The sequence below is a fragment of the Pseudomonas sp. NPDC087029 genome (assembly GCF_044745345.1).
Lineage (GTDB): Bacteria > Pseudomonadota > Gammaproteobacteria > Pseudomonadales > Pseudomonadaceae > Aquipseudomonas > Aquipseudomonas faucium.
Genome location: NZ_JBIVAB010000017.1, coordinates 60,886 through 77,244 on the forward strand (window position 1 = coordinate 60,886; position 16,359 = coordinate 77,244).

A 16,359-nucleotide genomic window follows, 5' to 3' on the forward strand; every position below is an offset into this window, starting at 1 on the left:
CGCTCCTACATTTGTTGCAACGTGCCACGGTCTGTCAGGCCATGTTTGTCCGCCTTTGGTGCCCCCCGAGAAATCACGTCGTACAAAAAAAGGCTTACAACCATGGCCTATCAGGCATAGGTACGTTGCAACAAATGTAGGAGCGGATTCATCCGCGATGCGCCGCGCGGGCGGCGCTCGATCTCACAAACACCCAAAAACCCAAGGCAAGCACAAAAAACCGGGGCAAGCCCCGGTTTTTTTCTACCCCTTCAGCCCTCAGTACGTAGCCCGTACCGTCAGCATGAAGTTGCGCGGGTCGCCATAGGTATTGCCATAGGTCGAGGTCCCGACGGTCTGGTAGTACTTCTTGTCGAACAGGTTGTTGCCGTTGAGCGCCACGTTCCAATGCTCGTCGATGCGGTAGTCGACCATCGCATTCCAGATCGCATAGCCGCCCTGCTGGTACTCGAACGGCACACTGGCCTGCACCACGTTGCCCAGGCTGTCGTAGGTCGCCGCAGTGCCGCTGACGTGGGTCGCGCTCTGGATATCCACCCCACCCCCAACGCGGAAGTCGTTCAGCACGCCCGGCAGGCGGTAGGTGGTGAACAACTTGGCCAGGTGCTTGGGCGTCACGGTGCTCAGCGCAGAGCCGGTGTCGCGGTTCTTGTTCAGGTTCAGGGTGTAGCTGGCCATCATCATCCACTCCGGCAGGATCTCGCCGGAAATTTCCATGTCGATGCCCTTGCTGACCGTCTCGCCGCCGTTGACGTAGCAGCAGTTGCCGCCGAACAGCACCTGGCTGAGCGGGTAGTTGGCATCCTGCACGGCCTGGTCTTCACGCTTGGTGTAGTACAGCGCGATGCTGGTGTTCACCGCACCGCCAAACAGCTCGCCCTTGATCCCGGTTTCGTAGGTCTTGCCCTTCATCGGGTCGAGGGTGGAACCGGAAGTCGGCGGGCCGGCCATCAGGTTCTGCTGTGGCTTGTAGATTTCCGCGTAGCTGGCGTAGGCCGCCCACTCATCGTTCAGGTCGTAGACGATGCCCCCGAACGGCGTGACCTTGGTCGGCTCGCGCATGTCCACCCGCGATTGCTGGGTCCAGACGCCGGCGGCGTTGGCGCTCTGGTAGGTCTGGTCGAACTTGTAGCGCTGCACCCGCGCCCCGAGGATCACGTGCAGCGGCTCGGCCACCTGCAGGCGCAGGCTCGAGTACAGGCCGTACTGGGTCTGGCTGTTGGGCTTGTAGTCGCGGCTGATGTTCGGCCGCGCACCGGGGTCGTCCCATGGCGTGGAGTTGGGGTCGAAGACGTTGACCGGGCCACCGGCGGTGGTGAAGCGGCCGGTACCTTGCCAGCGGCTGTCGATTTCCTGGTAGTCGGCGCCCACCACCAGGCGGTGGTCGAGGCCGAACATGCTGAAGTCGCCGGAGAGGTTGGCGTCCCAGAGGTGCTGTTCGCTCCACTGGGTGACCCAGGTGCCATAGCGGGTCACGCCGGTACCGGTGACCGGGTTGACCGAGCCCAGGGTGGTGGCGTTGTTGGTGTCGATGGTGTCGTAGATGTTGGTGTAGCTGAGGTTGAGCTTCCAGTCGTCGTTCAGGCGGTGGTCGACCTTGGCGAAGTACTCGCGCGAGTAGCCATCGGCGTAGGCCCAGGTGGTGGACAGGCCGGTGTGGCGCGGCAGGCCCAGGTCGACCCCGTTGCTGTAGCGCGGCACGGCCGAGGCGGTACCGGTTTCGTGCACCTTGTTGTAGCGCATGCCGGCGGTGAGCATGGTGTCGTCGCTGACATCGGCCTCGAGCACGCCGTAGATCAGCGGCTTGTCGGTGGCGCGGTTGTCGACGAAGTACTGGCGGTCCTGGTAGGCCACCACCATGCGCCCGCGCAGCTTGCCGTCGAAGCCCAGCGGGCCGGTCACGTCCAGCTCGCTGCGGTAGTTGTCCCAGCTACCGGCCGAGGCGGTGAACTTGAGCTGGTAGAAGTCCAGCGGGCGCTTGCGCACCAGGTTGATGATGCCGCCCGGGTCGCCGGTGCCACCGAACAGGGCGCTGGAGCCGCGCAGCACTTCGACGTGGTCGAACTCGGCCAGGTCGTAGATGTTCGATGAATAGAAGCTGCCGGCGGTGGTGCCCAGGGCCATGGGCGCGGCGCCGTCGAGCTGGATGTTCTGGATCGGGAAGCCGCGCGAGTAGAAGTCCTGGATGCGGAACGTGGTGCTTTGCACGGTGACGCCCGGTACGGCCTTCATCGCATCGTTGATGTCGGTGATCTGGCGGTCTTCGATCAGCTGGCGGGTCACCACCGATACCGACTGCGGGGTTTCCTTCAGCGAGGTCGGGCTCTTGGAGCCGACGCTGGTCAGCCCCGGGGTGTAGGAGCCGGTGTTCTCGGTGGCCTGGCCCATCCCCTGGCCCATGATGGTGGTTTCGCCGATGACCATGGCGCCGGCGCCGATGCCGCTGCTGTCGGTGCTGATGAGCATCACCGAGTTGTTGTCGATGCGGTAGGTGAGGCCCGCGCCGGCGAGCAGTTGCGCAAGCGCCTTGTCCGGCTCCATGGTGCCGCTGACCTTGGGCGCACGCTTGCCGCTGACCAGGTCCGGCGAATAGATCATCTGCAGCCCGGTTTGCTGGCCGAGCGCGACCAGGGCCTGGTCCAGCGACTGGGCCGGAATGTCCACGGCCACCGGCTTGGCGTGCGCGTGCGCCATGGCCAGGCTCAGCACCAGGGCAGAAGCCCGCAGGCTCCACTTCGCTGGACCGGCGGCCAAGGCTGCCGCTTTGTTTCGCGTACGTTTGGACTTCATGTGCGCAACTGACTCCGACTGTTCTGTGAGTGTTGGGTTGACGGCCTCTGGGGGCCGTTTCAGGTACGAACCACGCGGCTGCAACAACGCGTTTGGTGAGGCTCATTAGTAAGACGCACGAACGTAAAAAAAACTGATAACTTTTTTCATTTACGTTCAACAATGGTCTACGCAGGCAAAAAAAGGCAGCCCGAGGGCTGCCTTTTCATCTGCCTTGTCGCCGGCCTAGGCCGTGGCGTTGTTGGCCTTGGCCAGCAGCCGGGCCTTTTCTTCCGGGCTCATGCGCTCCAGTTGCAGGCGTGCCTGGGCGATCTTCTGCAACTGCCCCTTGTTCGCCTCGCCCGCCTGCAGCGCTTCGGCCAGCCCGGCCACCGTCGGGTGCTCGAACACCAGCGCCGGGGCGATCTCGCAGTTGAGCAACTTGCGAATGCCGGCCACCAACTTGATGATCAGCAGCGAATGCCCGCCGGCAGCGAAGAAGTCGGTATGGATGCCGACCTTTTCACGCCCGAGCAACTGCGCCATGCGCTGGGCCAGCAGGCGCTGCAGGGCGTCCTGTGGCTCGTCCAGCGCCTCGCCCTGCCCGGCCTGGGCCGGCAACTGCGCCAGGGCGCGGCGGTCGAGCTTGCCGTTGGCCAGGCGCGGCAGGCTCTCCAGGCGGCGCAGCTGGGCCGGGACCATGGCCGCCGGCAAGCGCGCGGCCAGCTGGGTGCGCAGGGTCGCCTCATCGAGCGCCGGGGCGTCGCCCTGGACGACGTAGCAGGCCAGCAGCTCGTGCTGCCCGGGTTGCGGCTCCAGCGTGACCACCGCGCCCTGGGCGATGCCGTCGAGCGCCAGCAGGCACGCTTCCACCTCCGCCAGTTCGATGCGAAAACCGCGGATCTTCACCTGGTGGTCCTGGCGGCCCTGCAGCAGGATGCTGCCATCGGCCTGGTAGCGCGCCAGATCCCCGGTGCGATACAGGCGCTCGCCGGCACGCAGAGGGTTGTCGATGAAACGCGCCTCGGCGTTGTCGCCGCCCAGGTAGCCACGGCACAGCTGGCGCCCGGCCAGGTGCAGTTCGCCCAGCTCGCCGACGCCGGCCAGCTGGCCCTCGGCCGTGAGCACGTAGACCCGGTTGCCCGCCAGCACCTGGGCAAAACCTTGCGCCGGGGCATCGGCCTGCAGCCGTTGCACCAGCACCCCGACCGTGGCTTCGGTCGGGCCGTAGTGGTTGAACACGCGGGCGTGCGGGGCCAGCTGGTGGATACGTTCGAGCAACTGCGCACCGGGCGCCTCGCCGCCCAGCACCAGTGTCGATGGCAGGCAGGCCTGGGCGTTGTCGAGCAGCGCGGCCAGGTGCGACGGCACGATCTTCAGGCAATCGATGCCCTGCTCGCGCACGAATGCGGCAAAGGCCGCCGGGTCCTGCATCACCGCCTCATCGGCCACATGTAAGGTGGCGCCGACCTGCAAGGCACCGAACAGGCTGGTGAGGCCCAGGTCGGCCGCCACCGTGGCGCTGAAGGCGAAATGCTTGCAGGCGGCAAGGTCCAGGGCCTTTTCGGCGGCCTGCAGGTAGCCGGCCAGCTGGCCATGCTCGATGACCACGCCCTTGGGTTCGCCGGTGGAGCCGGAGGTGAACAGCACATAGGCAGTGCTGTTGGGGCGCAGCGGGCGAGCTTCGAACGCCTGGGGCGAGTTGCCGAGCTGCTCGAACAAGGCGGCATCGACTTGCACCTGCACCTCTGCCAGGCGGCACACCTGCTCGCGTCGCGCGGCAGGCCAGGCCGGGTCCAGCGGCACGTAGGCCGCGGCACATTTCCAGCACGCCAGCACGGCCGCCAGCCACTGCGCCGAACGTGGCAGCAGCAGGCCGACCACGCTGCCTTCGCCCACCCCCTGGGCTTGCAGGAGGGCCGCCAGGGTATTGGCCAACTGATCGATCTGCTGCCAGGTCCAGGAGGCAGCGGGCTCGACGACGGCCAGAGCCTGGGGCTGCTCGTGCAGCCAGCGCGCTACCCGAGCCGGCAGCAGCTCATCGGCCGTGACCGGCGCCACGTCGAGGTTGCGCGCCAAAAGCAGCTGGCGCTGCTGCTCACCGACCAGGGCCAGGCTGGCCAACGGCGTGCCTGGCGCCTGGGCGATGCTCGCCAGCAGCGTCACGTATTGCTCCAGCAGCAAGGCCGGGTTCTGCAGCCCAGCACAATGCTGCAGCAGCACTTGCGGCTGGGCCGGGTCGAGGTCGACCTGCAGCAGCAGGTCCGGCCCCATTGCCGGTGATTGCAGCCCCAGCACTTTCCAGCCACCCGGCAAGACGGGGCGCAGCGGCAACAGGCTGAAGCCGATGGCTGCAGGCTGCAGCGCTGGGGTCAGCTCGGGGGCGTAATACTCCTGCCAGGTACCGTGCTGCTCCAACTGCGCGGCCAGGTTCTGCAGCCACGTCTGTACGGGCTGAGCGGCCTGGTAGTCGATGAGCAGTGGCAGTGGCTTGTAGTAGACGCCAACGCTCTGGGCGAAGTAGTCGTAGTCCCGGCGGCTGTCATGCCCCCAGTTGACCACCTGGCTGGGCTGGCCATCCAGGCGTGCCAGCAGCAACCACCAGGCCCCTTGCAGCAAGCTTTCCAGCGCCAGGCCGAGGCCCGCCAGGCGTTGCAGCACGGTCGCGTCGAGCGCTGCACAAGTACTGGCGCGGGCACTGCCTGGGGTCATGCGCCAAGGCATCTGCTGGGCACAGGCGGCGGTGCTGTTGAGGGCACTCCAATAGGCGCGCGCAGTGGCGGCGTCTTCATCCACCAGCACCTCGTTGCGCCACTGCACGTACTGTTCGAAATCTCCCTCCTCCCCTTGCGTCCACTCGCCCTGGCAGGCGGCTGCCAGGCTCTGCGCCAGCAGCGGCAGGCTGGCTTCGTCGGCCAGCGCGGCCAGCACACCGAGCACCAGCTCGCCCCCGCCATCGGCCCGCTCGCACAACAGCAGCGCGAGCGGCGCATCGGCTTGCACATCCACGTGCTGGGCGAACCAGGCGGCACGGCCCGCCGTGTCATCCGCCGCCACCCGCGTCACCTGCGGGGCCTGGCCCTGGGCCTCGAAGAATTGGCGCAGGCCGCGATAGCCAGGGGCCTGGCCTATGCGCAGGCGCAGCGCATCGTGCTGCCCTTGCCACTGCTGCAAGGCGGCCTGCAGCAGGCCCGTGGCCGGCAGCGCGGGCAGCTGCAAGGTGATGAAGCGTGCCACCTGGTCCCTGCGCACCGGCCCGGCAGGCACGCCAAGCGCTTGCGCAGGCAGCAGCGGCAGGCCGCTGGCTTCGACGGTCATGTTCATGCTTGCTCTCCGGTACGGTTCAAGGTGAGGGTTTCGAGGTCGTCGCGGGTCATCATGTCGCCCATGGCAACCACGATCTTGCGCGGGCCCTGGAACGGGTCGCGGGCGTGGGCGGCGAGCATGTTGTCGAGCAGGATCACGTCACCGGCCTGCCAGTCGAAGCGCACCGCGCAGGCTTCGTACAGCTCGCCGATCAGCGCCATGTCGGCGTCCTCGATCGGGCTGCCATCGCCGTAGTACACCTGGCGCGGCATGCGCTCCAGGCCGTAGAGCGCCAGCAGGTCTTCGCGCACGTCGTCGTCCAGGCAGAACACGTGGTGCAGCTGCACCTGGTTGAAGAAGCTCTTCTGGCCGCTGACCGGGTGCTCGATCACCGCCGGGCAGGGCGTGCGGATCTGCAGTTCGTCGTCGGCCAGCCAGCGCCACTGGATACCTGCGGCCTGGCAACGGCGCTCGACCTCGGCGCGCGACTCGGTCTTGAAGAAGTGCTGCCAGCTCACATCGAGCTTGTCGGTGAAGGTGCGCACATACAACAGGCCCTTGTCTTCGAAACGCTGGCGCAGGCCCTCGGGCAGGCGCTGGTACATCAGCCGGCAATCGACCACCGGGGTGGCGCCGCCAATCGGCGAGGGCAGCTCGCAGAAGAACAGCTGCTTGCGCGGCCAGCGGTCCTGGTGGGCGCTCTCGTTGTGGAACAGGATCATCTTCTGCTCAGGGTAGGGCGTTGAGCGATAGGTGTTCTTGCCGCCCTCCTTCTTCGGCAGGTCGCCATACTGGCCGTACAGCCCCGGCTGCACCGCTTCGGCGAAGGCTTCGAAGTCCTGCGGGGTCTGCAGGCCGAAGCCGCGGAACAGCAAGCCGCCGTGGCTGACCAGCTTGCGCTCGACCTCGGCGCGGTTGGCCAGCACCCAGTCGGTCAGGCTCACGCCGGGGTCGATGGGCTCGACCAGCAGCGGGAAGGCCTGGCCCGGCACCATCGCCTGCTCGCGCACCACGCTGGCAGGCTGGGTGGCCGGCGCCGCGGCGCCACGCTTGAGGAAACTGCCGAGCTTGTCCTTGCGCGGCTGCGCGCTGCCAGCAGCGGGCGCCGCGACGATTTCACCGTGAACCGTCATAGTGATCTCTCTCAGTGGGATATGTGGGTTGCCCAGCACCTGGCCGAGGATGTCCAACCAGCCACGCAGCAGGGCCTGGATCCGTTCGGCCTTGAACAGCTCGGTGGCGTACTGCCAGGTGACGCGCCAGCCGGCCGCGACCGGGTCGATGAACAGCGCCATGTCGAATTTCGAATAACCGCCCGCCTGGGGCAGCACTTGCACTTGCAGGTCGGCCAGGCCGCTGTGGGCCAGGGGCATGTCGTTCATCACGAACAAAACCTGCACCAGCGGGTTCATGCCGGGATGGCGCGGGGCGCCGGCGGCTTCGACGATCAGGTCGAACGGCAGCGCCTGCTGGGCGCTGGCGTCGAGCAAGGTGCTGCGGGTGCGCGCCAGCCAGCTGGCGAAATCGAGCTGCTCGTCGAGCTGCGAGCGCAGCGGCAGCACATTGACGAAGAAGCCGATCAGCGCCTCCAGGTCGGGGTGCTCGCGGCCGGCCACGTCGGCGCCGAGCAGCAGGTCGTGCTGGCCGCTGGCGCGGTGCATCAGCAGCTGGAAGGCCGCCAGCAGCAGCATGTAGGGGGTCACCCCCAGTTGCGCGGCGCGGGCGCGCACCGCCTCGACGGTGGCTTGCGGCAGGTCGAAGTTGAGGTTTTCGCCAGCCTGGGAAGCCTGGGCCGGGCGCGGCAGGTCGGTGGGCAATGCCAGGCGGCCGCTGCTGCCCTGCAATGCGTTGCGCCACCACTGCGCCGGAGCCTGCAGCAACCCGGCCTGCTCGCACTCGGCCTGCCAGATCGCGTAGTCGGAGTACTGCAGCGCCAGCGGCTCCAGCGCCGGCGCCTGGCCCTGGGCGAAGGCGCTGTAGCTGGCGATCAGCTCGTTGACCATCAGTGCCATCGACCAGCCGTCGGAGATGATGTGGTGCATGTTCAGCAACAGCACATGGGCCTCGCCCGACAGCCGCAGCAGGCGTGCCCGCAGCAGCGGCGCCTGGTGCAGCGTAATCGGCTGGCGCACGTTGGCCAGTTGCGCTTCGAGCACACGCAACTGCTGCTCGCCGCCGCCGAGCGAGGTCAGGTCTTCGCACGGCAGCTCGACGTTCAGCGCCGGGTGGATCAGCAGCAGCGGCTCGCCTTCGTCGTCGCAGTCCACGGCGCTGCGCAGCACCTCGTGGCGTTGCACCAAGGCCTGCAACGCCTGGTGCAGGCCTTCGACCTGCAGCGGGCCGGCCAGGCGCAGGGCCAGGGGCATGCCATAGGCACCGCTGCCCTGGCTGAACTGCTCGGCGATCCACAGCCGGCGCTGGGCCAGTGACAGCGGCGCTCGGGTTTTATCACCCAGGGCGCGCAACTGCGGCCCGGCCACCGCTACCGACTGCGACTGGCGCAGGCAGTCGGCGAAGTCGCACAGGCGCGGGTGGCTGAACAGCTCGCGCACACCGATGCCGGTGTGCCCCGCACGGTGCAGCCGCGCAACCACCTGGGTGGCCAGCAACGAGTGGCCACCGGCCTCGAAGAAGTGCTCGAAGCGCCCGACCTCAGCCATGCCCAGCACTTCTGCCCAGGCCTGGGCGACTTCACGTTCGAGGGCATCGAGCGGCGCAGTGAAAGCAGCCGCGGTGTCGTCAGTGATGTCTGGCAGCGCCTTGCGATCGACCTTGCCGTTGGGGTTCAGCGGCAAGCGCTCGAGCAGTTGCAGGCGGGCCGGCACCATGTAGGCCGGCAGGCTGGCGCGCAGGTCATTGAGGATGCGCTGGCGCAGGCCATTGTCGTTGCCCGGCCCTTCGGCCGGCACCACCCACGCTGCCAGGTGCAGGTCGGCGCCCTGCCCGCGTGGCATCACCACCGCTTCGCGTACATCGGCACGGGCCAGCAGGCAGGCCTCGACCTCGCCCGGCTCGACGCGAAAGCCTCGGATCTTCACCTGGTGGTCGAGGCGGCCGAGGAACTCCAGCTCGCCATTGGCCTGCTGGCGCACCAGGTCGCCGCTGCGGTACAGGCGTCCGCCACCGACCGGGTCGAACGGGTCGGGCACGAAGCGCTCGGCGGTCAGCGCCGCCTGGCCGAAGTAGCCACGGGCCAGGCACGGGCCGCCGATGAACAGCTCACCGGCATTGCCGGCGTCCAGCAGTTGCAGGGCCGGGTCGAGCAGGTAGGCACTGCGCCCCGGCACCGGGGTGCCGATCGGCGCGTAGCCGGTGTCGATGCGGGTGTCGGCATCGGCTTGCCAGAGCAGCGGGGTAATCACCGTTTCGGTGGGGCCATAGCCGTTGACGATGCGCTGCGGGCGCACATGCGCCTGCAAGCGTTCGAAGCCTTCGCGCGGCAACGCCTCACCGGCCACGTTCAGGCAGCGCACCGGCAGTTGCCGGCCTTGCTCGCGGGCCCACTCGGCCAGCTGGCAGGCGTACTGGGTGGGGAAATAGACCACGCTGGCGCGCTCGCGCTCGATCACCTCGAAGGCCTGGGCTGCGGTCCAGATCTGCTCGCCCCGCAGGATGCAGCAGGCGCCCTGGCTCAATGGCAGAAGCCACTGCTCGGTGCCCCAGTCGAAGTTGATCGAGGCAAAGTGCACGAAGCGGTCCTGGGCGCTGACCTGGTACTGCGTGGCCATGGTCTGCAGGTGCGCGGCGATGGCGCCGTGGGTCAGGGCCACACCCTTTGGCCGGCCGGTGGAACCGGAGGTGTAGATCAGCGCCAGCAGGTTGCCGGCATGGGCGCGCGGGGCGGGGTTGCCGGCCAGTGGTGCTTGCGGCTGGTCCAGCCACAGCCAGTCGGCGGCGGCCAGTTGCAGTGGCTGGGCGGCCGCGCGCGTGGCGAGCACCAGTTTCACCGCGCTGTCGTCGAGGATGTCCTGCAGGCGCTGGCGTGGGTAGTGCGGGTCCAGCGGTACGTAGCCGGCGCCGGCCTTGAGGATCGCCAGCAGGCCGACGACCATGGCCAGGCCACGCTCGCTGCACAGCCCCACCAGGTCATCCGGGCCGACGCCGCGCTCGATCAGCTGTTGCGCCCAGGCGTTGGCCAGGCCGTTGAGCTGGCCATAGTCCAGGGTGCCGTCCTCGGCGATCAGCGCCGGGGCGTGCGGGTTGCGGACGGCCTGTGCCTCGATCTGCTGGTGCACGGCCAGCGTTGCAGCCGGGGCCTGCTGCGCTTGCCACTGCTGTTCGCAGCGCTGGCGTGTGGCGGGTGCGAGCAGCCCCAGTTCCCCGAGGCACGGGTTGCCCGGCGCGGCAATGCTCTGCAGCAGATGGCCGAACTGCGCCGCCAGGCGCTGCACGTCGGCCAGCGCGAAGGCGTCGTGGCGGAAGCGATAGTCGACCTGCAGGGCATCGCCCATGCCCACCGACAGGGTCAGTGCGTAGTGCGGTTGCTCGTGGCTTTGTGGCACACCAAAGCGCGGGCCATCGCCAGCGGCCTGCAGCACCTCGGCCACCGGGTAGTTCTCGAACGCCAGCAGGGTATCGAACAGCGCCTCGCCGGCCCTGCCGGCCCAGCGCTGGATGTCGGCCAGCGGCGTGTATTCGTGCTCGCGGATGGCCAGGTTGCTGGCCTGCAGTTGTTCGAGCCAGGCGTCCAGGCGTTGTTCAAGGCCTGGCGCAGCCACGACCGGCACGGTGTTGATGAACAGCCCCAGCTGCGCCTCGATGCCCGGCAGTTGCGAAGGCCGCCCGGCCACCGAGGCGCCCATGCACACCACGTCCTGGCGGCAGTGACGTTGCAGCAGCAACAGCCACGCCGCCTGCACCAGGGTGTTCACCGTGACCTTGCGGGCCCGGGCCGAGGCCCTGATCTGCGCCGACGCCTGGGCATCCAGGCGTTGCTGCCAGAGCCCCTGCCCTGCCGCTTCGGCATTGCGCCGCTGGTGGGCGAGCAACGATGGCGCCTGCAAGCCCTGCAACTGGGCCTGCCAGAACCGTTGGTCCTGCTGCAGGTCGCGGGCCTGCAGCCAGGCCAGGTATTGCCGTGGCTGGGCACCCGCCTGGCGCGGCTGTTCGCCGCGGTAACGCTGCATCACTTCGCCAAGCAGTTGCGCGTGGCTCCAGCCATCGAGCAGCAAGTGGTGATGGGTGTAGACCAGGTGCCAGCGCTGCTCGCCCAGGCGCACCAGGGCAATGCCCAGCAACGGCGCCTGGTCGGTCGCAGCCAGCGCCAGGCGCTGCTGCTCGGCCAGCGCCTGCAGGCGCGCTGCAGGGGCTGGCTGGTCGCGCCAGTCGTGCTGGCTGAACGGCAACTGCAACTGGCGGCGGATCACTTGCAGCGGCTGCTGCGCCCCGGCCGGCCAGTGGAAGCTGGCACGCAGGCCCGGGTGGGCATCCAGCGCCGCCTGCCAGGCGGCCAGGAAGCGCTGCGGCTGCAGCCCGTCGATGTCCAGGCGCAGCTGGTTGATGTAGTCGCCGGCCTCGGCCACATGCAGGCAGTGGAACAGCAGCCCCTGCTGCAGCGGCGACAGCGGCAGGATGTCCTCGACCTCGCCCAGGTTCAGGCCCAGCGCGGCCAGCCCGGCGCGGTCCAGGCCGCTCAGCGGGAAGTCGGACGGCGTGGCGCTGGCCACGCCCGGTTGCAGGCAGTGCTCGACCAGCGTGCGCAGCTGCTGGGCGAAATCGGCGGCCAGGGCCTCGATGGTGGCGGTGTCGTACATGGCCTGGCTGAAACCGAAGCTGATGCCCAGCTCGCCCTGGTAGACCTGCCCTTCCACGCTCAGCCAGTTGGCCAGCGGCGCGTCGTCGTCCTGGCCCTGGCCGGCGCCTTGTGGGTCGGGCTGCCACAGGGCATCGGCGTCGAACTGGCTGTCGAACTGGCCCAGGTAATTGAAGGTGACCCGCGGTTGCGCCAGGCGCGCCAGCTGCTCGCGCACCGCCGCAGGGCCCAGGTAGCGCAGCACGCCGTAGCCCAGGCCACGGGCCGGCACGGCGCGCAGCTGCTCCTTGATTGCCGCGATGCAGGCGCCAGGCTCGGCCTGCGGGCGCAGGGCGACCGGGTACAGGCTGGTGAACCAGCCCACGGTGCGGGTCAGGTCGATGTCCTCGAACAGCGCTTCACGGCCGTGCCCTTCGAGCTGCACCAGCAGTTGCGGCTGGCCGCTCCAGTGGCACACGGCGCGGGCCAGGGCCGCCAGCAGCAGGTCGTTGACCTGGGTGCGGTAGGCGCTGGGCGCCTGTTGCAGCAGGGCCTGGGTCAGGGCGGGCGGGAAGCTGATGCTGACCTTGCGCCCATCGCCGACGCGGGTGTGGGCCACCGCGCGGTCACGCGGCAGCTCCTCGCTTGCGCCCAGCGCCTGCCAGTGCTCCAGCTGGCCCATGCAGGCATCGGCGTGCCCGGCCAGGCGCTTGGCCCAGGCTTGGTAGCTGCTGGTTCTGGCCGGCAGCGGCTGGCCCAGGCAGGCCTGCTGCAAGTCTTCGAGAAGGATGCGCCAGGACACGCCATCGACCAGCAGGTGGTGGATCACCAGCAACAGCCGCTGGCTGCCATCGGCCATGGCCACCAGTACCGCCGCCAGCAACGGGCCCTGGTCGAGGTTCAGGCTGCGCTGGGCTTGCTCGCAGATAGCGGCGAGCGCTTCGTCGCTGGCCGCCTGGCGCTGCCACAGCACGGGCGCGGCTTGTGGTGCATGGGCTTGCTGCCATTGGCCCTCGGCCTGGGTGAAGCGCAAGCGCAGGGCATCGTGCTGCGCCACCACCTGCGCCAGCGCCTGCTCTAGTTGCTGTGCCTGCAGCGGCTGGCGCGGCACCAGCAGCAAGGCCTGGTTCCAGTGCTGGCGGCGCGGCATGGGGGTGTCGAAGAACTGGCGTTGCACGGGGGTGAGCAGCGCCGGCCCTTCGGCCGGGCGCTGGTCGATCTGCACGGCGCTCACGCGGCCGCAGGCCTGGGCCAGGGCGCGCAGGGTCTGGTGCTGGAACAGGTCGCGCGGGTTGAGCGCAAGGCCGGCCTGGCGGGCGCGGCTGACCACCTGGATGGCGATGATCGAATCGCCGCCCAGCTCGAAGAAGTTGTCGTCCAGGCCCACCTGGGCCACGCCCAGCACCGCGCTCCACACCTGCGCCAGCTGGCGCTCGGCATCGCTTTGCGGCGCGCTGTAGGCGGCCTGCGCGGTGGCCTCGGGTTGTGGCAGGGCCTTGCGGTCGAGCTTGCCGTTGGGGGTCAGCGGCAGGCTGTCGAGGGCCATGAAGTGGCTGGGCACCATGAACTCGGGCAGGGTCTGCAGCAGCCAGTCCTTGAGCGCGGCCTGCCAGCCTTGGGGCTGGGCGTTGAGCACCAGGTAGGCGACCAGCTGGCGGCCGTCGAGGGCCAGCACCACGCACTCGCGCACGCTGTCATGTTCGGCCAGGCGCGCCTCGATCTCGCCCAGTTCGATACGCAGGCCGCGGATCTTCACCTGGTGGTCGAAGCGGCCGAGGTATTCGATGACGCCATCGGCGCGCTGGCGCACGCGGTCGCCGGTGCGGTACAAGCGGCCACCGGCGCCGAACGGGTCGGCGACGAAGCGCTCGGCGGTCAGGCCCGGGCGGCGGTGGTAGCCGCGGGCCAGGCCGATGCCACCCAGGTACAGCTCGCCGGATACGCCCGGGGCCACCGGCTGCAGCCCGGCGTCGAGCACGTAGGTGCGCAGGTTGGCGATCGGCTGGCCGATCGGCACGCTGTCCTTGCCCTCCTCGACGCAGGTCCAGTGGGTCACGTCGATGGCCGCTTCGGTGGGGCCATAGAGGTTGTACAGGCCGGCCCCCGGCAGGCGCGCGAACACCTGGCGCTGGGCGTCCACCGGCAGCGCCTCGCCGCTGCAGACGATGCGCGTGAGGCTGCGGCAGGCCTCGACACCGGGCTCATGGATGAAGGCCTGCAGCATCGAAGGCACGAAGTGCAAGGTGGTGACGCCATGGCGCTGGATGCTGGCGATCAGGCGCTGCGGGTCGCGGTGCTCGCCGGGGGCTGCCACGGCCAGGCAGGCGCCGGTCATCAGCGGCCAGAAGAACTCCCACACCGACACGTCGAAGCTGAAGGGGGTCTTCTGCAGCACGGTGTCGCTGGCATCCAGGCCGTAGGCTTGCTGCATCCAGCACAGCCGGTTGGTCAGTGCCTGGTGGCTGTTGCCGGCGCCCTTGGGGCGGCCGGTGGAGCCGGAGGTGTAGATCACATAGGCCAGTTGATGCGCTTGCAAAGCCAGGGCCGGCGAGCTGGCGGGCAGGCCGTCGAGGGCCAGGGTATCGAGCGCCACGCATTGCACCCCGGCCGGCAGCGGCAGGCTGGCGAGCAAGGCTTGCTGGGTCAGCAGCAGGCGGATGCCGCTGTCCTCGATCATGTAGGCCAGGCGCTCCTCGGGGTATTCCGGGTCCAGCGGCACATAGGCGCCCCCGGCCTTGAGGATGGCCAGCAGGGCGACGACCATTTCGATGCTGCGCTGGGCCGAAACGCCGACCAGGGTGTCGGTGCTCACGCCCTGGCCGCGCAGGTAATGGGCCAGGCGGTTGGCGCGGGCATCGAGCTCGGCGTAGCTCAAGGTGCTGTCGGCAAAACGCAGCGCCGGGGCTTGCGGGGTGTGTTGGGCCTGGGCTTCGAACAGCTGGTGCACGCCCTGGTGCAGCGGGTAGCTGGCGGCCGTGGCATTCCATTCATGCAGTTGGGTGTGCAGGCTGGCCGGGGCCAGCATGGGCAGTTGCCACAGCGGCCGCGCCGCATCGGCCACCAGCTCGCGGAGCAAGGTGATCCAGTGCTCGGCCATGCGCTCGAGGGTGGCTGCATCGAACAGGTCGAGCGCGTAGGTGAAGGCGGCGTGCAGCACGCCGCCGCGCTCGTAGGTGTCCAGGCTGAGGTCGAACTGGGTGGTGCGGCTGCGCCATTCCAGCGCCGACAGTTCCAGGCCTGTGCCCAGGGTCACCGCCGCCAGGTCCGCTACCTGCGGCTGGTGGTTGTACATCACCTGGAACAGCGGCGCGTGGCTGAGGTTGCGCTCGACCTTCAAGGCATCGACCAGGCGCTCGAACGGCAGGTCCTGGTGCGCCTGGGCGCCCAGCACGGTCTGCCGCACGGCCTGCAGATAGCTCAGCGCATCACCTTGCGGATCGGGCTGCAGGCGCAGCACCTGGGTGTTGACGAACAGGCCGATCAGCCCTTCGATTTCGGCGCGGTTGCGGTTGGCCACCGGGCTGCCGATGCGCAGGTCGCGCTGGCCGGTGTAGCGCTGCAGCAGCACGCCGAAGGCACCGAGCAGCAGCATGAACAAGGTCAGGTTGTGGCGCGCGGCGAAGCTGCGCAGTTGCTGGGCCAGGTCGCTGTCCAGCCCCAGCTCCAGGCGTGCGCCGCTGAAACTGGGGCTGGCCGGGCGCGGGTGGTCCAGGGGCAGTTCCAGCACCGGTTGCTCGTCGCCCAGGGTGGCCTGCCAGTAGGCCAGCTGGCGCTCCAGCTCGCCGGCTTCGAGCCAGCGGCGCTGCCACAGGGCGTAGTCGACGTACTGGATCGGCAAGGCCGGCAACTGCGGCTGCGCGCCTGCGGCGAAGGCGTCGTAGCAGCGGCTGAATTCGTCGATCAATACGTTCATCGACCAGCCATCGGACACGATGTGGTGCAGGGTGAGCAGCAGCACGTGCTCCTGGTCGGCCAGTTGCAGCAGGCGGATGCGCAGCAGCGGGCCGTGCTCCAGGTCGAACGGGCCGAGCGACTCGGCTTCGACCTCGGCTTGCACCCGTGCCTCGCGGTCTGCTTCGCTCAGTGCGCGCAGGTCCAGGCGCTGGATCTGCGGCGCCGCCGGGCGGTGCACCTGGTGCAGGCGCTCGTCGGCCTGCTGCTGGAACACGCAGGTCAGCGCCTGGTGGCGCTCGAGCAGGCAAACGAACGCCTGCTGCAGGGCCGCTTCGTCCAGCGCGCCCTTGAGCCGCACTGCGCCCGGCAGGTTGTAGGCGCCGCCTTGCGGGTCGAGCTGCCACAGCACCCACATGCGCTGCTGGGCGTAGGACGGCGCCAGGCGGTCCTCGGCCGCCACCGCGGCAGGGATCGGGAACTGGGAAAAGTCGATGCCCTCGCGGGCCAGGGTCTCAAGGAACAGGCGGCGCTTGTCCAGCGGCAATTCAATGAAACGGCGGGCCAGTTGCAGGGACTTTTCGGGATTCATCGGCTTGCTTTCCGTACGAGTGAGGTACCACGGGCAGTGCCCGGCTATCCCTACGAAACGGATACACGCT

Annotated in this window: 3 protein-coding genes; all 3 read right to left on the bottom strand. The window is 68.8% G+C overall.

Annotated elements, in window-relative coordinates; translation table 11 throughout:
• Window positions 1-258: 258 nt before the first annotated feature.
• The gene (locus ACIPG5_RS22085; RefSeq protein WP_401378160.1) at window positions 259-2,790 is read right to left on the bottom strand and encodes a TonB-dependent siderophore receptor; all 2,532 of its coding nucleotides are present in this window, start codon (window positions 2,788-2,790) and stop codon (window positions 259-261) included.
• Window positions 2,791-3,015: 225 nt separating this feature from the next.
• A complete protein-coding gene (locus ACIPG5_RS22090) occupies window positions 3,016-6,093 on the bottom strand; it encodes an amino acid adenylation domain-containing protein (RefSeq protein ID WP_401378163.1) in 3,078 nt (1,025 codons plus the stop codon).
• Window positions 6,090-16,289: an amino acid adenylation domain-containing protein gene (locus ACIPG5_RS22095; RefSeq protein WP_401378166.1), complete on the bottom strand. Its 10,200-nt coding sequence runs from the start codon at window positions 16,287-16,289 to the stop codon at window positions 6,090-6,092. Before ACIPG5_RS22095 ends, ACIPG5_RS22090 begins: the two co-directional genes overlap by 4 nt.
• Window positions 16,290-16,359: the final 70 nt, after the last annotated feature.

What these genes read in the sequence shown, in the direction of transcription:
- ACIPG5_RS22095 (WP_401378166.1), bottom strand. Translation starts at nt 16,289, where the DNA reads ATGAATCCCGAAAAGTCCCTGCAACTGGCCCGCCGTTTCATTGAATTG.
- ACIPG5_RS22090 (WP_401378163.1), bottom strand. Translation starts at nt 6,093, where the DNA reads ATGAACATGACCGTCGAAGCCAGCGGCCTGCCGCTGCTGCCTGCGCAA.
- ACIPG5_RS22085 (WP_401378160.1), bottom strand. Translation starts at nt 2,790, where the DNA reads ATGAAGTCCAAACGTACGCGAAACAAAGCGGCAGCCTTGGCCGCCGGT.